This window comes from Tenacibaculum soleae (assembly GCF_030549005.1).
Taxonomy (GTDB): domain Bacteria; phylum Bacteroidota; class Bacteroidia; order Flavobacteriales; family Flavobacteriaceae; genus Polaribacter; species Polaribacter soleae.
Map to the genome: position 1 here is coordinate 69,192 of NZ_JAUOSW010000009.1, position 22,443 is coordinate 91,634.

At 29.8% G+C, this 22,443-nt stretch carries 17 protein-coding genes; 2 read left to right on the forward strand and 15 right to left on the reverse strand.

Annotation, left to right across the window (positions count from 1 at the left end; all coding sequences use genetic code 11):
* Positions 1-57 precede the first annotated feature (57 nt).
* The 8 genes from hisB to Q4586_RS12260 all read right to left on the reverse strand — a co-directional run bounded on the left by hisB (position 58) and on the right by Q4586_RS12260 (position 10,418).
* On the reverse strand, positions 58-1,194 hold the full coding sequence (gene hisB, locus Q4586_RS12225) for a bifunctional histidinol-phosphatase/imidazoleglycerol-phosphate dehydratase HisB (protein WP_068706331.1): 1,137 nt from the start codon (positions 1,192-1,194) through the stop codon (positions 58-60).
* Positions 1,195-1,313: 119 nt separating this feature from the next.
* Positions 1,314-2,342, reverse strand: a complete 1,029-nt coding sequence (gene hisC / locus Q4586_RS12230; RefSeq protein ID WP_068706329.1) for a histidinol-phosphate transaminase — start codon at positions 2,340-2,342, stop codon at positions 1,314-1,316.
* Entirely contained in the window at positions 2,335-3,621 is a 1,287-nt protein-coding gene (hisD, locus tag Q4586_RS12235) for a histidinol dehydrogenase (RefSeq protein ID WP_068706327.1), read from the reverse strand. The genes hisC and hisD overlap by 8 nt, the downstream gene beginning before the upstream one ends.
* 9 nt (positions 3,622-3,630) lie before the next feature.
* Positions 3,631-4,488, reverse strand: a complete 858-nt coding sequence (hisG, locus tag Q4586_RS12240; protein WP_068706325.1) for an ATP phosphoribosyltransferase — start codon at positions 4,486-4,488, stop codon at positions 3,631-3,633.
* 264 nt (positions 4,489-4,752) lie between these two features.
* Positions 4,753-6,282, reverse strand: coding sequence for a tetratricopeptide repeat protein (locus Q4586_RS12245; RefSeq protein WP_303529325.1), 1,530 nt, complete (start codon positions 6,280-6,282; stop codon positions 4,753-4,755).
* A gap of 833 nt (positions 6,283-7,115) precedes the next feature.
* Complete coding sequence (typA, locus tag Q4586_RS12250; RefSeq protein WP_068706321.1) at positions 7,116-8,888, reverse strand: translational GTPase TypA; 1,773 nt, start codon at positions 8,886-8,888, stop codon at positions 7,116-7,118.
* Positions 8,889-8,958: 70 nt separating this feature from the next.
* Positions 8,959-9,255, reverse strand: coding sequence for an LETM1 domain-containing protein (locus Q4586_RS12255; RefSeq protein WP_068706319.1), 297 nt, complete (start codon positions 9,253-9,255; stop codon positions 8,959-8,961).
* Complete coding sequence (locus Q4586_RS12260) at positions 9,255-10,418, reverse strand: proline dehydrogenase family protein (protein ID WP_438273388.1); 1,164 nt, start codon at positions 10,416-10,418, stop codon at positions 9,255-9,257. Before Q4586_RS12260 ends, Q4586_RS12255 begins: the two co-directional genes overlap by 1 nt.
* Positions 10,419-10,522: 104 nt before the next feature.
* Between Q4586_RS12260 and aroB the strand changes: the two genes are divergently transcribed.
* Positions 10,523-11,581, forward strand: coding sequence for a 3-dehydroquinate synthase (gene aroB, locus Q4586_RS12265; RefSeq protein WP_303529330.1), 1,059 nt, complete (start codon positions 10,523-10,525; stop codon positions 11,579-11,581).
* Between the two features lie 36 nt (positions 11,582-11,617).
* Here aroB and Q4586_RS12270 read toward each other — a convergent pair whose 3' ends face one another.
* The 4 genes from Q4586_RS12270 to Q4586_RS12285 form a co-directional block, all read right to left on the reverse strand.
* Complete coding sequence (locus Q4586_RS12270; RefSeq protein WP_068706313.1) at positions 11,618-12,487, reverse strand: mechanosensitive ion channel family protein; 870 nt, start codon at positions 12,485-12,487, stop codon at positions 11,618-11,620.
* A 36-nt stretch (positions 12,488-12,523) separates the two neighbouring features.
* Positions 12,524-13,027 (reverse strand): Dps family protein, encoded by a 504-nt coding sequence (locus Q4586_RS12275; RefSeq protein WP_303529336.1) that lies wholly within the window; start codon positions 13,025-13,027, stop codon positions 12,524-12,526.
* Between the two features lie 198 nt (positions 13,028-13,225).
* A complete protein-coding gene (locus Q4586_RS12280; protein WP_068706309.1) occupies positions 13,226-13,774 on the reverse strand; it encodes a hypothetical protein in 549 nt (182 codons plus the stop codon).
* Positions 13,775-13,946: 172 nt separating this feature from the next.
* A complete protein-coding gene (locus Q4586_RS12285; RefSeq protein WP_068706307.1) occupies positions 13,947-14,108 on the reverse strand; it encodes a DUF1328 domain-containing protein in 162 nt (53 codons plus the stop codon).
* A gap of 277 nt (positions 14,109-14,385) precedes the next feature.
* Here Q4586_RS12285 and Q4586_RS12290 point away from each other — a divergent pair, with 277 nt between their 5' ends.
* Positions 14,386-15,012 (forward strand): SOS response-associated peptidase family protein, encoded by a 627-nt coding sequence (locus Q4586_RS12290; RefSeq protein WP_068706305.1) that lies wholly within the window; start codon positions 14,386-14,388, stop codon positions 15,010-15,012.
* A gap of 59 nt (positions 15,013-15,071) precedes the next feature.
* Here the strand turns inward: Q4586_RS12290 and Q4586_RS12295 are convergent, their stop codons facing one another.
* The 3 genes from Q4586_RS12295 to leuB all read right to left on the reverse strand — a co-directional run bounded on the left by Q4586_RS12295 (position 15,072) and on the right by leuB (position 22,435).
* Entirely contained in the window at positions 15,072-16,535 is a 1,464-nt protein-coding gene (locus tag Q4586_RS12295; protein ID WP_303529339.1) for a glutamate synthase subunit beta, read from the reverse strand.
* Between the two features lie 4 nt (positions 16,536-16,539).
* Positions 16,540-21,051: a glutamate synthase large subunit gene (gene gltB, locus Q4586_RS12300; protein WP_303529341.1), complete on the reverse strand. Its 4,512-nt coding sequence runs from the start codon at positions 21,049-21,051 to the stop codon at positions 16,540-16,542.
* A gap of 268 nt (positions 21,052-21,319) precedes the next feature.
* A complete protein-coding gene (gene leuB, locus Q4586_RS12305) occupies positions 21,320-22,435 on the reverse strand; it encodes a 3-isopropylmalate dehydrogenase (protein WP_303529343.1) in 1,116 nt (371 codons plus the stop codon).
* Positions 22,436-22,443 lie beyond the last annotated feature (8 nt).

The following is a 22,443-nucleotide window of genomic DNA, read 5'->3' on the forward strand; positions in this document are numbered from 1 at the left end:
ATTGTTTTAATAACCTGTTATGAGAACCTGAAATAAATTCAGGTTGACAACTAACCTTTATAACATGCCTTTTGTTGATGGTAAAAACATCTTGTTAGCATCGCGTTTTACCGCCATTTTCATCGCTTTTGCAAAGGCTTTAAAAATACCTTCGATTTTGTGGTGTTCGTTTTTTCCTTCAGCTTTAATATTTAAGTTACATTTTGCGCCATCTGTAAATGATTTAAACAAGTGAAAAAACATTTCGGTTGGCATATCGCCTATTTTTTCTCTATTAAAATCTGCTTCCCATTCTAACCAATTTCTTCCACCAAAATCAACTGCTACTTGTGCTAAACAATCATCCATTGGCAAACAAAACCCATAACGCTCAATACCTAATTTATTACCTAATGTTTTATTAAATAATTCACCTAAAGCAATCATGGTATCTTCAATAGTGTGGTGCTCATCAACCTCTAAATCACCAGTAACTTTTATGGTTAAATCCATCGCTCCGTGACGACCAATTTGATCTAACATGTGATCAAAAAACTTTAAGCCAGTGTCAATATCATTATTACCCGAACCATCTAAATTTAATTTGATATAAATTTGTGTTTCGTTAGTATTTCTTGTGATTTCGGCAACTCTATCTTGTAATTTTAAAAACTCGTAAATAGTTTTCCAATCGGTAGATGTTAATGCAATCGAATTGAATATTTCTTGTTTAGCTGCTTCAATTTCATCTGCGCCTAAATATGGATTTTCTGATAAGTAAATTCCTTTTGCGCCTAAGTTTTTAGCCAATTCCATATCTGTAATTCTATCACCCAATACAAATGAATTTTCTAAATCGTATTCTTCAGAAAAATATTGTGTTAACAAACCTGTTCTTGGTTTACGTGTTGGCGCATTTTCTTCCGGAAAACTTCTATCAATAAATACTTCAGTAAATTCTACACCTTCTTTTTTAAAGGCATCCATAATTTTATTTTGTGCTGGCCAAAAGGTATCTTCAGGAAAAGAATCAGTTCCTAAACCATCTTGATTGGTAACCATTACCAATTCAAAATCTAATTCCGACGCAATTTTTGCCATGTATTGGAATACTTTTGGGTAAAATTCTAGCTTTTCTAAACTATCCAATTGATAATCTACTGGCGGTTCTAATACCAAAGTTCCATCTCTATCTATAAATAATACTTTTTTCATGTTTTTATTTTTAATCTCGTTCGTCAACCTGAATTTATTTCAGGTTCTCATTTCTATGTTTTTTTACTTGATGAGATTCCGAAATAAATTCGGAATGACGCTCAGAATATTATAGCTTTTTAAGCTAATGATTTTAATGCTTTGATTAATTGTGTGTTTTCTTCGGTACTACCAACTGTAATTCGTAAACAATTATTTACTAAACTATTTCGATTACGAGTTATAATTTTGTGTGCTACTAATTTATTGTAAATATCTGTTGCGTTAGTTACTTCTATCAAAATAAAATTCGCATCCGAAGGATATATTTTTTGAACCAATTCAAGATTTTGAAAAGCTTTTATTAATACCTTTTTTTCATTCAAAATGATATTTTTATTTTCTTCAAAAACAGATAAGTTATCAAGAGATTCAATTACTTGTTCTTGATTTAAAGTACTTACATTATAAGGTGGCTTTACTTTATTATACAAATTGATAATTGCAGAATTTGCATACGCAGCACCAACTCTAACGCCTGCCAATCCCCAAGCTTTACTAAAAGTTTGACTTATAATTAAGTTTGGATACTCGTTTAACTTTGTTATAAAAGATGCTTTTGAGCTAAAATCGATATAAGCTTCATCAATTATTACAATTCCGTTAAAATTTTCAAGTATATAAATAATGTCTTCGTCATCAAAACAGTTTCCAGTTGGATTATTTGGAGAACAAACAAAAATAATTTTTACATCCTCCATATCTAAATATGGCTGTAATTGATTTAAGTTTATTTGAAAATCATTCAACAACGGCTGCTTAATTAATTCAATATCATTAATATTTGCCGAAACATCGTACATTCCGTAGGTTGGCGAAAAAGTTAAGGCTTTATCTTTTCCAGGTTCGCAAAAAATTCTGAATGCTAAATCAATAACTTCATCACTTCCATTACCTATAAAAATCTGATTGTTTTCAACTTTTTTAATTGCTGATAATCGTTGTTTTATTTTTAATTGCTGTGGATCAGGATAACGGTTTAAAGTTCCGAACGGATTTTCATTTGCATCTAAATACACCTCTGCAGTTCCTTTAAACTCATCTCTTGCCGATGAATACGCTTGTAACTTTTGAATGTTAGCGCGAACTAATTTATTTAAATTAAACATTTTTAATTGCTTTTAAACGAACTGAAACTGCATTTTTGTGAGCCTGTAAACCTTCAGCTTCTGCCATTAATTCGATAGTTTTACCAATATTTTGAATACCTTCTTTCGAAATTTTTTGATACGTAATACTTTTTGTAAAACTATCTAAATTTACACCCGAATATGCTTTTGCAAATCCGTTTGTTGGCAAGGTATGATTTGTACCTGAAGCATAATCTCCAGCACTTTCGGGCGTGTAATTACCTATAAAAACTGAACCTGCATTTTCTATTTTATCAAGAAAATAATCATCATTTCTTGTTGAAATAATTAAGTGCTCTGGTGCATAATCATTTACAAAATCAAGAACTTCGTTTGCTTCTTTTATTAAAATTGCTTTCGCATTTACTAAAGCTTTTTTAGTAATCTCTTTTCTTGATAAATTTTCTAATTGTAAGTTAATTTCTTCATCAACTTTACTCATGAAATCTATTGAGTCAGAAACTAAAATTACTTGACTATCAGCTCCGTGTTCTGCTTGACTTAATAAATCTGAAGCTACAAAAGTTGGATTTGCAGATTCATCTGCCAATACTAATAATTCACTAGGGCCTGCTGGCATATCAATAGCAACGCCGTATTTTGTTGCCAATTGTTTAGCTACAGTTACATATTGATTTCCAGGTCCAAATATTTTTGAAACTTTCGGAATTGTTTCTGTACCAAAAGTTAATCCTGCAATAGCTTGTATTCCTCCAACTTTATAAACTTTAGTCACACCACACAAAGTTGCTGCATATAAAATAGCTGGATTTATTGATCCGTTTTTATCAGGAGGAGAGCACAATACAATCTCTTTACAACCTGCAATTTTTGCAGGAGTTGCCAACATTAACACAGTAGAAAATAACGGCGCTGATCCTCCAGGAATATATAAACCTACTTTTTGAATCGCTCTTTTTTGTTGCCAACATAAAACTCCATTGGTAGTTTCTACAACTACTTTTTCAGTTTTTTGAGCGGCATGAAAAGCTTCAATATTATTTTTTGCTTGTTGAATTGCTTCTTTTAATGATTCTGAAACTAATTTCTCAGCATTTTGGAATTCTTCACTAGTAACTTCAGTTGATTTTAAATCAACTTTATCAAAAAGAGAAGTATATTTATTTACAGCAAGATCTCCTTCATTTTTAATTTCATTAAAAATTTCACTTACAGTTCCTTCAATATCTGCAACAGATTTTGTTGGTCTTTGTAATAACGATTGCCAATTATTCTTATTTAATTCTACTGCTTTCATATGCTTTTTTTAAACTACCATTTTTTCAATTGGGCAAACTAAAATTCCTTCTGCTCCGTTACTTTTTAACTCATCAATAATTTCCCAAAATTCATTTTTATTGATTACTGTGTGTACAGAACTCCACCCTTCTTCTGCTAATGGTAATACAGTTGGGCTACGCATACCTGGCAATAAGTTTAAAATATCTTTAAGTTTATCATTCGGAGCGTTTAACAATACATACTTTGATTGTCTTCCTTTTAAAACAGATTGAATTCTGAACTGTAATCTGTCTAAAATCACTTTTTGTTCTGTTGCTAATTTTGGAGCTACAGCTAAAACCGCTTCTGATTTTAAGATAACTTCAACCTCTTTTAAGTTGTTTTTAAATAACGTTGAACCACTTGATACAATATCACAAATCCCGTCTGCTAAACCAATATTTGGAGCAATTTCTACAGATCCATTAATAATGTGTAATTGTGAAGTTATATTATTTGCTGATAAAAAACTCTGAACTGTATTTGGGTATGAGGTTGCTATTTTTTTACCTTGAAAATACGATAACCCAGTATATTCTTCTTCCTTAGGAATAGCTAAAGATACTTTACAACCAGAAAAACCTAATTTTTCAACAAACTGAATACCATCTCCTTTTTCTATCAATAAATTTTCACCTACAATAGCAGCATCAATAACTCCATCTTTTAAATACTGAGGAATATCACCATTTCGTAGATAAAACACTTCTAGCGGAAAATTACTCGCTGCTGCTTTTAATTGGTCTTTTCCATTATCAATTGAAATTCCACATTCTTTTAAAATTTGTAGAGAATCTTTATTTAATCTTCCTGATTTTTGAATTGCAATTCTTAATTTACTCATTTTGTTTATTTATTAATTTTATTTGAGTAAACCTTTTAAGTAAATATATTTTCTCTTTTTGAAAAATAAAAAACCCGTTTGATTTACTCAAACGGGTTTAAAATATATGTTGGTTTTATTCAATACATCTTCAGTTCGCTTGAGTGCAAATATGATGGTAATGATGATGTAATTGATTAAATGTCATGTTATGTCTTTTAACGTTGCAAATATGGCACATAAATTTTATATAATAAAATTTATATAGTAAAATTTATATTTTTTTTATAATGCAACCAATAAATCATATAAACTATCCTCCTTTTCTAAACCCATTTTTTTCTTTATACGATATCTTGTTGTTTCTACACTTCGTGGTGAAACATTTATCAACTGAGCAACCTCTTTACTTTTTAAATTAGAAACTATATAGGTGCAATGTTTTAGATCATTAACTGATAGATTGGGGGCTATATTCTTTAGCTTATTAAAAAAATCTGGTCTTATTTTTTCAAATTGAACTTTAAAATCTTGCCATAACTCTTCTTCTGAAATTAAACTTAATAATTTTTTGTTTACAGAAATTAGATAACTCGAAGCATCTTTATTACTTTCAATATCGTCAGTTATTTTTCTAATCGCGTCATTATAGGTCGATATTTTTAAAACTCTAGAAAATAACGCTTGTTCATTTAAATTCAAAAGTGATTCAATTTCTGTTTTCTTATCTACTAAATCATCATTTTTAGTTTTTAGATCGGCTATCAATTCCTTTAACTCAAAATTTAAAGTTTTTATCCGTCTATTTTTATTACGATTTTTTCTAATCAATGAAATAAGAAAGATCGTTAATATTATGAAAAGAATAAGAGTAATGGTACTTACAATCAATTTAAGTTTTTGATTATTAATTATAAGTCTCTGATTTTCTTTTAATTCGCTTTCTAACTCTAATTCATGAACAAAAGATTCTTTTATTTCTTTTTCATTAAAAACAATAGTTTTTTTTAAATTTTCATTTACCTGCTTGTATTTTTTTATTGCTGCTAAATACTCCCCTTTACTCTCATAATATTTTGCATACAAAGAATTAATTAAACTAAGAAGCTCACTATTATTTACTAACGTATATTTTTCTGCTTTTTTTAAATTTTTTAAAGCTTCTTCATTCTTTTTAAGCTTAAAATTACTATGAGCAATATAGTAGTACATTTTACCTACCCCGTCAACTCTTTTTCCGTCTTTTACAATTAATTTAAAAAAATTTTTACCATAACCTATGGATTCTTCCCACTTATGTCTTTTCCTTGCATTAATCGTTAAGTTATAATAGGTGTCTATTAACTGTGATAAATTACTTACTTTTTTATAACTTTCAATTGCCTTTTTATAATATTTTGCAACTTTATTATAATCTTCATTTCTTAACGAAAAAACAACCCCTCTAGAGTTGTATATTGATCCTTTTAAAAACACATCATTTGTTTTTTCTGCTAACTCAAATGATTTTATAAATAAATCCTCTGCTTTTTTTAACCTTTTTAATTCTAGATTATTTACTCCTTTTAAATATAGAATTTTGCTATTAATTGAATCTTCTTTTATAGTAAACCTATTAAGCCTTATGATAGTTAATATACTGTCTAAAAACTGGGCATTTTCTTCATTTTGAAATGTATAAAACCCTTTTACAATTATATTTTTATATTCTTTTTTTGAAATAATACTTTGTTGTTGTCCTATTACATTTATAGAAAACAACATAAAAACAATACTTAAAAACGCTATTACTTTTTTAGAAAAAACATCACTCATATACTTCACCTGTACTACACAATACACTTACATTGAAATTAAAACCTATTTACAATTAAATTAATATTTTAAATATACGTCAAATATACTACATATAATAAAAAAAATGATTTCAAACGTTTAAAACAAAAACCATAAACAAAACTAAAAAAATTAATTAAAAGGTATTATTTAAAATAATGAAGTTCCTTTTGACTTAAAAACCAAAACATAAAAAACAAACATAAAAACATGAAAAACAAAAAGTTAATTAATTTATTTACATTTTTTAAAACTATGTAGTACAGTACACATCAGTTTAATTGCTAAATAAAAAATACTTTAATTTTATTAATTTATGTAAATAAAAATACACCTCAAAATTACTACAGATCAATTAAGCACTCATCATTCACATATATTTGTACCGAGGTTATTGATTACCCATATAATAACATCATTAATTAATCCCCCAATTAATTAAAACACCTTTTATTGATTACCCCCTTAATTAATAAAAGTAATTTAAAAACTACCAAAAACTATATTCCCCTATATGTTATGGTAGTTTTTTCTTTCCATAAATTAATAAAATTAAGTTTATTTACTTTTTGTTAGTATTTAAAAATAGTGAAATAAAACATGCTCTTTTTAGCTTTGAAATAAAAACTACTAGAACTCTTTAAAAACCATTAATTTACACGTAAAATATTATTGTTTTATAAAACAACTTAAAATATAAACGTCAAGATTCATCCATATTTCATTATGGGAATTTTAACTATTACAGAATAATTTTTTAACCAAAAAAACCACCTAAAAAGGTGGTTTTAAATTATTGTATAATTATAAACTTATGCTTTAAATGTAATTTTACGCATACGTAAACTTTCTGGTGTTACTTCTAAGTACTCATCTGCTTTAATATACTCCATACATTCTTCTAATGAAAAATCTATTTTCGGAGCAATTTTCATAGCGTCATCAGTTCCTGATTTTCGCATATTTGTTAACTGCTTTCCTTTTACTAAATTCACAGCCATATCATCAGCTTTACTGTTTTCACCGATAACTTGACCAATGTAAATTTCTTGGTTAATATCGATAAAAAACTTACCTCTATCTTGTAAACGATCTAAAGCATAAGCTGTAGCTTTACCTGCTGCTGCAGATACAATAGCACCTTTTGTTTCTTCAGTAAAATCTCCTTTATAAGGACCATATTCTGAAAAACGGTGATTTATAATAGCCTGCCCCGAAGTAGCTGTTAATATTTTATTTCTTAATCCAATTAATCCACGAGAAGGGATTGTAAACTCTAAGTGTTGTAAATCTCCTTTAGGCTCCATTACCATTAAATCTCCTTTACGTAAAGAAACTAAGTTTACTGCTTTAGAGGCAACATCTTCTGGTACATCGATAGACAATGTTTCCATTGGTTCGTGTTTTTTACCATCAATTTCTTTAATAATTACTTGCGGACGACCTACTTGTAATTCATATCCTTCACGACGCATTGTTTCAATCAATACGGATAAGTGTAATACTCCACGACCATAAACATTAAATTTATCTTCAGAATCTGTAGTTTCAACTTTTAATGCTAAATTCTTTTCTAATTCTTTAAATAAACGATCACGTAAATGACGAGAAGTAACAAATTTACCTTCTTTACCAAAGAAAGGTGAATTGTTAATTGTAAACAACATACTCATTGTAGGTTGGTCAATTTCTGTTCTTGGTAATGCTTCTGGGTTTTCTAAATCGGCAATTGTATCTCCAATCTCAAATCCTTCGATACCTGTAATAGCACAAATATCTCCACAAGGAACTTTATTTACTTGAACCTTACCCATTCCTTCGAATACGTGTAGTTCTTTAATTCTTACTTTTTTAGTAGATCCATCTGCTTTACATAGCATGTAATCTTTACCAGCTTCTAAATCTCCTCTAAAAACACGTCCGATAGCAATTCTTCCTGTAAAAGAAGAAAAATCTAACGACGTAATTTGCATCTGTGGAGTTCCTTCGTTGTATTTAGTTTCTGGAATAGATTCTAATACAGCATCTAATAAAGGTACAATATTATCTGTTTCATTTTGCCAGTCAGTACTCATCCAGTTGTTCTTTGCAGAACCATAGATTGTTGTAAAATCTAACTGCTCTTCAGTAGCTTCTAAAGCAAACATTAAATCGAAAACTTTTTCATGAACAATATCAGGAGTACAGTTTTCTTTATCAACTTTGTTTACTACTACGATTGGAGTTAATCCTAATTCTAAGGCTTTTCCTAATACAAAACGAGTTTGCGGCATCGGCCCTTCAAATGCATCAACTAACAATAAAACACCATCAGCCATTTTTAATACACGCTCTACTTCTCCACCAAAATCGGCGTGACCAGGTGTATCAATTACATTGATTTTTGTATTCTTATAATTTACAGATACGTTTTTAGAAAGAATTGTTATTCCTCTTTCACGCTCTAAATCATTATTATCTAACAATAAATCAGTACGTTCTTTACGTTCGTCTAAAACTTTTGCTTGATCTATAATCTTATCTACCAAGGTAGTTTTACCGTGATCAACGTGTGCTATAATAGCGATGTTTCTAATTGGTTGCATTCTTGCTCGTTTTTGAAGCTGCAAAAATAGTGTTTTATAAATGAATACTATAAGTGATAATGAATTATTTTCATTCTTCTAACACTTGGTCATCTTCCCTGAAGGCACTTGGCAAAATATCTGGAATTAATTTTATCAATAAAGGCAATAATAAAGCACCTCCTGGCAGCATAAATACTGCAAAAGCAGGAATAGCTTTGCATATATCTAAGGTTTGAGTTTTTACTTTATTTTTTTCTTCATCAGACAAGCTGGTAGTAATTGATTTTTTTATTAAAAAAATCAATTCTTTACTTTCTTGAAGTTCTTTTGCTAATCGTTTTTTATTTTTTTGAATAGCTTCCTTTATTTCATCAACCGTATTCATTATAATTTACGGCGCTTTCTTTCTATTTTTAGTAAATTAAGCTCTCTTGATGTTTGTCCTGCTACCGAAGTATTTTCTTCTGCTCTACGAATTAAGTATGGCATTACATCTCGTACAGGTCCAAAAGGTACATATTTAGCAACATTATATCCTTCTTTTGCTAAATTAAAACTAATATGATCGCTCATTCCATATAATTGTCCAAACCACATACGATTATCATTACTAGCAATTTTATATTCTTTTGCTAAATTCATTAATAAAAATGAACTTTCTTCATTATGAGTTCCTGCAAATATTGCCATATTTTTATGCTCCATCATAAAACGTATAGCTTCATTATAATTATCGTCAGTAGCTTGTTTATCTTTACATATTGGCGATTTATATCCTTTTTCTTCTGCACGTTCTCGCTCTTTTTCCATATAAGCTCCACGTACCACTTTCATACCAATATGATATCCTTTTTGATGTGCTTTTTGATGTAAACTTCGTAAATAATCCATACGATCATGACGATACATTTGTAATGTGTTAAATACAATAGCTTTTTCTTTATTGTAAATCTCCATCAATTCTTCAATTAAATCATCAGCAGCATCTTGCATCCAACTTTCTTCAGCATCAATTAATAAAGGTACGTTCTTTTTTACCGCCGCTTTACATACTGTATGAAAACGAGCTACCACCCTTTCCCATTCTGCTTTTTCTTCATCGGTATGTACTTCTCCTTCTGTTAATTTTTGATATAGTGAAAAACGTCCGAAACCTGTTGGTTTAAAAACTGCATAAGGAATTGATTTTTTTTCTTCAGCAAAATCAATTGTTTTTAAGGTCATTTTTAAAGCATCATCAAAGCTTTCTTCCTCTTCTTTACCTTCAACAGAATAATCTAAAACACTATATACACTACCTTTAGTGTGCATTTTTTCAATAACTGGTAAACAGTCATTTTCTGTTACTCCGCCACAAAAGTGATCAAAAACAGTAGAACGAATTAATCCTTCAACCGGCAAATGTGCTTTTAATGCGAAATTAGTCACAGCGGTACCTATACGAACCATAGGTTGATTTTGTATCATTTTAAATAAAAAGTAAGCACGCTCTAATTCTGAATCAGATTTTAATTGAAAAGCAGTTTCGGTGTTGTTAAAAAGTGTCATTATCGAAGTCTATATATATGTTTGATTTCTATTACAAATATAAATGACCCTTATGATATATTTTAATTTTTTCTATTTATTTTCGCTTTAAATTTTAGATTGAAATGACTTCTATTCAAGCAGCAACATATCCTATTCATTTTAATGAAAAAGCATATTTAGAATTAGCAAATTTAATTCGACATAACAATTACTCATCTATCTTTATTTTGGTTGATGATAATACACTTACACATTGTTATCCTCGATTTATGTCTTTACTAGATACCAACAAAACCATCGAGGTTATTCAAATTGATGCTGGTGAAATTCATAAAAATATTGAAACTTGCGTAGGGGTTTGGAATGTTTTAACAGAACTGGGTGCTGATAGAAAAAGTTTACTAATAACCTTAGGTGGTGGTGTTATTACTGATTTAGGTGGTTTTGTTGCCGCTACCTTTAAACGTCGGATTGATTTTATTAACGTACCAACTACGTTATTAAGTATGGTTGACGCTTCTGTTGGTGGTAAAACCGGAATTGATTTAGGTGTTTTAAAAAATCAAATTGGGTTGTTTGCAAACCCTATAATGATTGTTTTAGATCCTGAATATTTACATACGCTTTCTGCTCGTGAAATTAGATCAGGTACTGCCGAAATTATTAAATATGGTATGACACATGACGTTAAGTTGTTTAATGAAATTAAGGGTAATGCTAGTTTAAATATTATTGATTTAATTCATCGTTCTATCGAAATAAAAAACGAAGTTGTTTTAAAGGATCCTAAAGAGCAAAATATTCGTAAAGTTTTAAATTGGGGGCATACTATTGGCCATGGTGTGGAATCTTATTTTTTAGAAAATCCTAAAAAAGAAAATTTAACACATGGTGAAGCTATTGCTATTGGGATAGTTTGTGAAACTTTTCTTTCTTCTAAAATATTAGATTTCCCTTCAGATAAACTTCAGGAAGTTAAAAAAGCTATTATTGCTATTTATGGTAAAATTGATATTAAAAAAGAAGATTTTTCTTCAATCATCGAATTAATGAAGCATGATAAGAAAAATATTGGTGGTGAAATAAATTTTGTTTTGTTAAGTGATTATGAAAATTTTGAACTTAACTGCAAGGTTTCAAATCAACTAATTAAGGACAGTTTAAACTATTATAAGTCATAATAAAAAAGAGCAACTAATTAGTTGCTCTTTTTTGTTTTATTTAGTTACTGTTATTGGTATGCTGTCTTGAGAGCCATATAATTTTATTTCTGTAATATCGGCTGGCATATTTAAACCATTTTTAGTAATTACCGTTTTTACATTTTTAATAACATCACTTTTAACTTCTAAAGCAGCTCTTTTATATTCTTTTGTCTTTGTCCAAAAAATAACTTTTAGATTTACAGTACTAACACCTAAACTATCTACAGTTACAAAACATTGGTGTTTTTCTGTATCTATAACTCCTATAGTATTTACAACTGTGTTTATAATAACTTTTTTGGCTAAATCTACATCATCTTCATAATCTATACCAACAGTAAAATCTAACCGATAAAAACCGTCTTCCGTATAGTTATAAACTGCTTTTTTTATAATATCACTGTTAGGAATATAAACATCTCTACCATCAAACGTTTTTAGTTTTGTAAACCTAAACTCCATCATTTTAACTTTTCCAAAAATGTCACCAATCTTAACGGTATCATTCACATCAAAAGGTCTATTAAATGATAAAATTACTCCCGATATAAAATTCTCACCAATATCTTTAAATGCAAAACCAATTATTACAGCACTTGCACTTGCAGCTGTTAACAAACCGGTTGCAACACCACCTAAACCTGCTACCTTTAAAGCTAACATTATGGTTACAATTATTAAACCGACTTTAACTGTTTTAGTTAAAAAGTTTGTCATTAAAGGGTCTTTTGTTTTAACAGATACGGTAGTCCTAAAAATTTTAGCGATATAATTTGCTATTAAAAAACCTATTGTGATTATAAGTATTCCTATAAATATATTTGGAATTTGTTCAATAAACTCATTCCAGTATAATTGAATAGTATTTTTTAATTTTATCATATTTTACATTAATTTTTTTATTAATTACTCATCATTTTAAGACAAAACAATATCCTCTTTTAATTGTTCAACTGTGCTCTTTGTCCATGCATTCAACATCCAACTCGTTTTTTCTAAAGAAGCAATATAATTACCCATTAAATCAATTGTTCCCTCATCTTCTGCTTCTTCTGCTCTTTTAATTACTTTTGACATTTGTTCTAATAAGGTTTTATGATCATCTAACAATATATATACCATATCTGTATCAGTTTGAAAAGGGCTTTCTTCTGATATTGATGATATTTTTAAATATCTACTATACCTACTTATAGGATGGTATTGTAATGTTAAGATACGCTCTGCAACCTCATCTATTTTTCCTCTTGCATCAACATACATTTCTTCAAATTTATTATGAAGTTCAAAGAAGTTTTTACCAACTATATTCCAATGAAAATTTCTTAATTTTTGGTAGTAAACATGGTAATCAGCTAATAATTGATTTAATTCTTTTGCTACTGGTAAAACACTCTCATTCTGCATATTTAAATAACTCATATTGTTTTATTTTTTAAATTAATAATTCATTTACACTACAAAAGTAAAAAGTAACCCCATTCTTTATTTGCTCATTTAATATACATACTAACTCATTTCATTTAACGTAAATATTAAATAAAAAAAAGGATGAGTTAAACTCATCCTTATAAAGAAAATCGTATTAAAAAGTTATACGGGAGACCCTCTTTTTTATTTTTACATTTTAAAAGTTTCAAAAGTTGCATATTCTAGCTTATCAGATTTTTTGTCTTTATACTCTACTATAAAATCACCTTGACTATTAAAATACCCTACCCCATTAAAATCATTTCCAGCCACAACATAAAAATTATTATTTATTGATTTTAATGCTTTTGCTGATGTTATATCTTTATCTTTTAATTTATATGTAATTAATAAATCATTTTGATTGATTAAAAAATCATATTTTACTTGTTTATACTTAAAGTACGTAACTTTTGTTTTAGTATCGTAAAAGGGATCTTTATCATTGTCAACCATTATATTTTTGGTTACCGTAATAGGGCTATCTACTATTTTTTGGTTTAGTTTATTTTTCTGATTTGGATTAAATTTTACTTTTTGAGATTTTTCAGTAACAACCTTTACCTTAGTATTGTATTTAACACCGTTTTTATCTACTTTTTGAGATTTTTCTACTTTTGTTGTCTTAACAACTTCTGTTTGTGAGTTTACTGTAGTAATAACTCCTACTAACAATAAACCTATGAATAAATTTTTCATTTTAAATATATTTTTAAAATTATGAGTGCTTTTTTATTTACACTCGCTTATTATATTTCTTATACTTTTTAAAACCATAACAATTATTAACTCACTTTAAAATTAATAAAAACTAATAATTTTAAACTTTCTATCTTAAATCTATTACTTATTTGAGTAACAAAATTGTCACTTACAATCTTTTTTTTCCTGTTAAAAGAGAAATAATAAAAAGAATAATAAATAAGAAAAAAGCAATTTTAGCAAAACCTGTTGCTGCTCCTGCAATTCCACTAAATCCTAAAAAACCTGCTATTAAAGCTATAATAATAAATGTGATCGTCCAACGTAACATATTTTTTCGTTTTTTTAAGTTAATAATACACACAACTATTGTGCACTACAAAATTACTCAGAGGGTTAAACATCGGTTTACTCATTTCAATTAATTTTTAACTCATTTAAAATTAATTGAAATGGGTTAAAAAGTATTTCTTTTGAATTAAAAAAACTTTGTGATTATATCTAATTTTGTTTAGTAAGTTTAACATAAAACTAAGTAGATAATAAACCTATCTTAGTTACTGAGAGGAGTAAATTACAATACTTTTGGTTATATTTAAAATACAATAATGAATTATAAATTATCAAACATAGCAACAAAAGAGCAAATTAAAGACTTTACAAAATTAAAATTTAAATACCCACACCTTTACAAGTCAAAACGTAAGATAAACGGTTTAAAAGAACAAACTATTTGTTTAATTACTATGGATTCTCCAAATAAAATAACACATGGTATTTGGGGTATATTACCTCAAAACTATAACGAAGATTGGAAAAAATTTCAACATATAAAACATTCTCTACACACTAATAAAAAAGAAATAAAAGAGAATATCTTATTTAAAGGATCTTTACAAACAAGAAGGTGTCTACTTATTGTTACAGGGTTTTATACTCATAAACTTATAAATGGTGAAATTGAAAATTATTTGGTTGAAAAAAAAGATCAAAAACCTTTTTATTTAGCAGGAGTGTATAATACTACATACGATGGATTTACCACCTGTACCGTAATTAACACAAAGGCAACAAAAAAATTAAATACTCAAAACAATTTATATAATGTAATGCCTTTACAAATCCCTCAAATTTTAAAAAACGTTTGGCTTAATAAATCACTGAAATATAATGACATTAATTATATTATAAACAAACCATACATTACAACATACAATATTCAAAAGATAACTTGATAAAAAAGTGCTGTTACTTAAAACAACACTTTTTCTTAGGGGAAACTTCTCTTTTTCAATTATAATTTTACCAAATCACCTGTAATATTTTTAGAAGGTAATTCTGATTTTCCCGTTAAGTAAATATCAACTTGTCTTGCCGCTTCTCTACCCTCTGAAATAGCCCAAACAATTAAAGATTGTCCGCGACGCATATCACCCGCTGTAAATATATTTGAAACACTCGTTTGATATTTTCCATATGCAGCTTTATAATTAGAGCGAACATCTTTTTCAATACCTAATTTATCTGCCAACGTGCTTTCAGGCCCTGTAAAACCTAAAGCTAATAAAGCTAAATCACAAGGCCATGTTTTTTCTGTCCCTTCAATTTCTATAAGTTTAGGTCGTTTCCCTGGAACCATTTCCCACTTTACATTTACTGTTTTTAAAGCAGTTAAATTTCCTTTTTCATCTTTAACAAACTCTTTGGTATTTATTAACCAATTACGTTCTACTCCTTCTTGATGAGAAGAAGATGTTTTTAACTGTAAAGGCCAATATGGCCATGGTGTAGTTGATGAACGATGCCCTGGAGGTTTTGGCATAATTTCAAAATTTATTACCGATTTTGCCCCCTGACGATTAGAAGTCCCAATACAATCCGAACCTGTATCTCCACCACCAATAACAATTACATTTTTATCAGTAGCTAAAACTTGGTTTTCAACATCTTTTCCTAAAACTACTTTTGTTTGTTGGGTTAAAAAATCCATGGCTTGTACAACACCATTTGTCTCGATACCTGTTGTTGGTAAACTACGTCTATCGGTAGCACCACCACATAAAACCAATGCATCAAAATCTTTTAAATCTTCTACATTATAATTAACACCAACATTTACATTGGTTTTAAATAAAATTCCTTCAGCTTTTAAAATTGCTACACGACGATCTATAATTCCTTTTTCTAATTTAAAATTAGGAATTCCGTAACGTAACAAACCACCTACCTCATCATCTCTTTCAAAAACAGTAACCGTATGGCCGGCTCTATTTAATTGTTGCGCTGTTGCTAAACCTGCCGGCCCAGAACCTATAACTGCAACTGTTTTTTGGGTTCTACTTTTTGGCGGTTGTGGTTTTATCCATCCTTCTTTAAAGGCACGTTCTACTATATTTTTCTCAATATTTTCAATAGAAATTGGATCTTCAATAATACCCAATACGCATGCTTTTTCGCATGGAGCTGGACATAAACGTCCTGTAAACTCTGGAAAATTATTGGTAGAATGTAATAACCATGACGCTTTTTGCCATTCACCTTGATGTATCATGTGGTTAAAATCTGGAATTAAATTTCCTAACGGGCAACCACTATGACAAAAAGGAATACCACAATCCATACAACGTGACCCTTGTTTTTCTAAATCTTTTTTAGAAAGGGCAACGGTAAACTCTTTATAATTTTTTACACGATCTTTTACAGCTATGTACGTTTCATCTTGTCTTTCAATCTCTTTAAATCCTGTTACTTTTCCCATGACATTATGCTATTGTTAATTCTTCAAACATTGGTTTTGCTGTTTCTATACGCTCTAAAGCACGCTTGTATTCTATTGGCATTACTTTTACAAAGTTTTTTAAACATGCATCCCAATCAGCTAATAAAGCAGCTCCTTTTTTACTACCTGTATATAAAACATGTTTTTTAATAATCGCTTTTAATTCTTCTGCATCCTCATTTAAAACCGCTTCAAAATCTATTGTTTCTGTATTACATAATCCATTTGTAAATTTATTTTGCGCATCAAAAACATAAGCTATTCCTCCACTCATACCTGCGGCAAAATTTCTTCCTGTTTTACCTAAAACAACAACTCTACCACCTGTCATGTATTCACAACAATGATCTCCAACACCTTCAACAACTGCTGTTGCTCCAGAATTACGAACAGCAAAACGCTCACCTGCAATTCCGTTTATATAAGCTTGTCCTTCAACAGCACCAAATAAACAAACATTACCTACAATGATATTATTTTCAGCTATAAAGTCAGCTTTATCAGGTTTTTTTACGATTAATTTAGCTCCAGATAAACCTTTTCCTAAATAATCATTCGTGTTACCATCCACAGTAAAAGTTAATCCATGTGCTCCAAAAGCTCCGAAACTTTGCCCTGCAGAACCCTTGAAATTAAGATTCAATGTATCTTCTGGTAAACCTAAATGTCCGTAAATTTTTGAAACTTCATGACTCACTATCGCTCCAACTGTACGGTTTGTATTTTTTATTGGATAGGTAAGATTCATTTTTTCTTTTCGATATAAAGCTCTGTGAGAATCTTTAAGTATCGTAAAATCTAATACGTTTTCTAAATTATGCTCTTGAGTTTCTGTATTTTTAAGCACCATACTCTTATAAGTAGCTGGTCTGTGTAAAATACTTGATAAATCTAATCCTTTAGCTTTGTAATGTTTAATTGCTTTATTGGCGTTTATTTTATCAGTTTGACCAACCATTTCGGCTAAAGTTCTAAAACCTAGTTGTGCCATGATTTGTCGCAACTCTTCGGCTATATAATAAAAGAAATTAATTACATGCTCAGGAGTTCCTTTAAAGTTTTTACGCAACTCTTTGTCTTGCGTAGCAATACCAACCGGACACGTATTTAAATGACATTTACGCATCATAATACAACCCGAAGCTACTAATGGAGCGGTTGCAAAACCAAATTCTTCAGCTCCTAATAATGCTGCAATTGCAACATCTCTACCTGTTTTTAATTGCCCGTCACACTCTACAACAATTCTACTTCTTAATTTATTTAAAACCAGTGTTTGTTGTGCTTCTGCCAAACCAAGTTCCCAAGGTAAACCTGCGTGTTTTAATGAGGTAAGCGGTGAAGCTCCTGTACCACCATCGTAACCAGAAATTAAAACAACATCGGCTTTTGCTTTTGCAACACCAGCTGCGATGGTACCAATACCTACTTCTGAAACTAGTTTTACATTTATTCTTGCTTCACGATTTGCATTTTTTAAATCGTAAATTAATTGTGCTAAATCTTCAATTGAATAAATATCATGATGGGGCGGTGGAGAAATCAATCCTACAAAAGGGGTTGAGTTTCTTGCGGATGCAATCCAAGGTAATACTTTTTCACCAGGCAACTGACCTCCTTCTCCTGGTTTTGCACCTTGCGCCATTTTTATTTGAATCTCTTTTGCGCTTGATAAATAATGAGAAGTTACTCCAAAACGCCCAGATGCAACTTGTTTAATTGCTGAGTTTCTACTATCACCATTTACATCTTTTTGAAAACGTTTTCTATCTTCACCTCCTTCACCCGAATTAGATTTACCTCCAATTCGATTCATTGCAATTGCTAAGTTTTCATGAGCTTCACGAGAAATTGATCCGTAAGACATAGCGCCTGTTTTAAAACGTTTTACTATTTCTGTCCAAGGTTCTACCTCATCTAAAGGAATAGGATCTAAATTATTAAACTCAAACAAACCACGAATGGTCATTAAACTTTCTGATTGCTCGTTGATTGCTTTTGCATATACATCATAGCTATCTTGATCACTTAATCTAACGGCTTGCTGTAATTTTGCTACCGTAGTTGGATTAAATAAATGACGTTCTCCATTTCTTCTCCATCGATAGTTACCTCCAATATTTAGACTTAAATTTTTATCTATCTGATTATTAGGGTATGCTTGTTTATATCGTTGATCTATTTCTTTTTCTATTTCATACAAACCGATACCTTCTATTCGAGAAGCGGTGTACGGAAAGTATTTTTCTACAAATTGCGAATTAAATCCAACAATTTCAAAAATTTGAGAACCTCTGTACGAATGTAAAGTTGAAATACCTATCTTATTCATCACTTTTAAAATTCCTTTTCCGATAGCGGTATTAAAATTATCAACCGCTTTTTGTTCATCCATTCCGGTTATAAAACCTTCTTTTACTTGAGAACGGATAATTTCATTTACCATATACGGATTAATAGCACTTGCGCCATAACCAAATAAAGTGGCAAAATGATGTGGCTCACGCGGTTCTGCCGATTCAATAATAATATCGAAAAAAGAGCGCTTACGCAATCTGTTTAATTGGTGATTTACAAACGAACAAGCTAATAATGCTGGTATCGGTGCAAACTCTTTATTTACGCCTCTATCTGATAGTATTATAATGTTTGTTTTTCTTGTTAAAGCTTTTTCTACCTTAACAATAACAGCTTCCAAAGCATCTTCTAAACCATTAAGTCCTTCTGATTTTTTATATAAAATTTCAATTGTTTCTGCTTTAAAACTTTCTACCGATATGTTTCTTATTTTTTCTAAATCATCGTTAGATATTACAGGGTTTTGTATTTTCAATTTACGACACTGTCTTTCGGTAATGCTAAAAATATTTCTATCTTTTCCTAAATTTAAACTAATATCTGTTACAATTTCTTCACGAATACCATCTAATGGTGGATTGGTAACTTGTGCAAACAATTGCTTAAAATAATTTGATATTAATTGAGATTTATCTGATAAAACTGCTAATGGCGTGTCAATTCCCATCGACCCTAATGCTTCTTTACCTACAATTGCCATTGGGGTAATTACTTCTTGAATATCTTCAAAAGTATAATTAAATAAACGCTGACGTGTTTTTATATCAATCGATTCTATTGGGCACGTTTCACTTGTATAAGGTACATCTTTTAAATGTAAACGAGTTTTATTTAACCATGCTTGATATGGTTTTTCGGTAACAATTTTACTTTTTATTTCTTCATCTCCAATAATCCTGCCCTCATTCATATCTACCAAAAACATTTTTCCTGGCTCTAACCTCCCATGTTCTTTTACATCTTCGGGAGCTACATCAACCACACCAATTTCAGACGACATAATTAAACTTCCACTTTTGGTAACCGTGTATCTTGAAGGTCTTAAACCATTTCGGTCTAATAAAGCCCCAATATAATCTCCATCTGTAAAAGGTACAGATGCAGGCCCATCCCAAGGTTCCATAATACAACTGTTGTACTCATAAAAAGCTTTTCGCTCTTTAGACATCGTTTTATGTTTCTCCCAAGCTTCAGGAATCATCATCATCATTATTTCTGGTAAAGAACGCTCTGTATGCGTTAATAACTCTACCACCATATCCATAGAAGCAGAGTCAGATTTTCCTGGTAAAATTATTGGGAATAATTTGTCTATTTGTGGACCGAAAACATCACTTTTCATAATCTCTTCGCGAACACGCATTCTACTTATATTACCTCGTAATGTATTTATTTCTCCGTTTTGACATAAATGTCTAAACGGTTGTGCTAATTCCCATGTTGGCATTGTATTGGTAGAAAAACGTTGGTGCACTAAGGCTAAACGTGTAACTAAATCTTGCTCTTGTAAATCTTTATAATAAGCGCCAATATCTTCTGGTTTAATAATACCTTTATAAATAATGGTTGTTATAGATAAACTTGAAACATAAAAATAAGCGCTTTCTGAAGTTTTAGATTTTCTAATGGCATGTTCAGCTATTTTACGAGCTGCATATAATTTTGCTTTAAAAGTAGCTTCACTTATATTTTCAGGTTTATTGATAAAAAGTTGCTCTATATTAGGCTCTAATTTAAAGGCTATTTCCCCTAATTGAGAAGCATCTACAGGTACTTTTCTCCAACCTAAAATAGCCAAACCTTGTGCTTTAATTTCGTTTTCGAAAGTTGTTTTACAAAAATTATATTGATTTACATTTTTAGGAAGAAAAACCATACCAACAGCGTACTCTCTTTGGTTGGGAATTGTAAAATCACAAACTCGTTTAAAGTAATTATGAGGTATATCAATTAGTAAACCTGCTCCATCACCAGTTTTCCCATCAGAACTAACGCCTCCTCTATGCGCCAACTTTACTAAAATTTCTAATGCGTCGTGTATAATTTTATTTGTTCTTTTTCCATTTAAGTTACATATAAAACCAGCACCACAATTTTCATGTTCAAATTCGGGTAAATACAATCCTTGTTTCTTCATTCTAAATTAAATTATATTCACTAAAATAATAATTTTAATAAATATAATTCAATAAAATAGACAAGAAGCAGAATTAAACACATGAATAACTTATTTTTAATGAAAAAAATTAAAAATACAGCAATTGATTTTGAGAAATAAATTTATGGTAATAACAATTAACTTAAAACCAATTACCAACTAATTTTCAATATATTACAAAAAAAACACTATTCCTTTTTCATTTTCGAAAAAGGAATAGTGTTTTTTTTGTAATGTTTTTTTAAACTTAAATAATGGTACTCTGACCTGTATGAATATTTTGAAAATTGATATTACTATCTTCTTGATTGTAAATAAAATCAGCAATAAAATCACCCACTTTATTGGTTCCAAAATTTTGTTCAGAATTAATATCTTCAGTTGTAATACCTAATTCTAATGATTTTTCTACTGCTCGCTCAATAACCTCAGCTTCGTTATGTAAGTTTAAATGTTTTAATAGCATTGCTGCTGATAAGATAGATGCTAAAGGGTTTGCTATATTTTTCCCGGTTGCTTGCGGAAATGAACCATGAATTGGTTCAAATAAAGCATTCTCTTCTCCTAAAGAAGATGAAGCTAATAAGCCAATAGACCCACCAATTACACTTGCTTCATCAGATAAAATATCACCAAATAAATTTTCTGTTAATATTACATCAAACTGTTTTGGATTTAAGATTAACTGCATTGCTGCATTATCTACAAAAATAAAATCTAACGCTACATCTGGATAATTGCTAGCCAAAGCTGTAACTGTTTTTCGCCATAATCTTGATGTTTCTAAAACATTTGCTTTATCAACCAAGGTTAGTTTTTTTCGTCTTTTTTGAGCGGCTTTGAATGCTAAATGTGCGATACGCTCTATTTCTGTTACCGAATAAGAGCATCCATCAAAAGCAATTTGTTTATCATCACTTATTTCTTTAATTCCAAAATAAATTCCTCCTGTTAACTCTCTGTAAATTGTAATATCGGTTCCTTCGATAATCTCTCTTTTTAAAGGAGAGTTTTCAATTAACTGCTGATATGCTTTTACAGGTCGTTCGTTACAAAACAACCCTAATTCTTTTCGTAATTTTAACAACCCTTGCTCAGGACGTACTTTTGCTGTTGGGTCGTTATCATATTTAGGATGCCCTATAGCACCAAATAAAATAGCATCACTTTTTTTACATAAAGTAATCGTTTCATCTGGTAACGGGTTTCCTGTTGCATCAATAGCACAAGCTCCCATTAGTGCTTCTTTAAATATAAATGTATGATCGTACACATTTGCAATTGCTTTTAACACTTTTTGAGCCTGTGTAGTTACCTCGGGTCCAATACCATCTCCTGGAATTACTGCTATATTAAATTTCATCTTTTTAT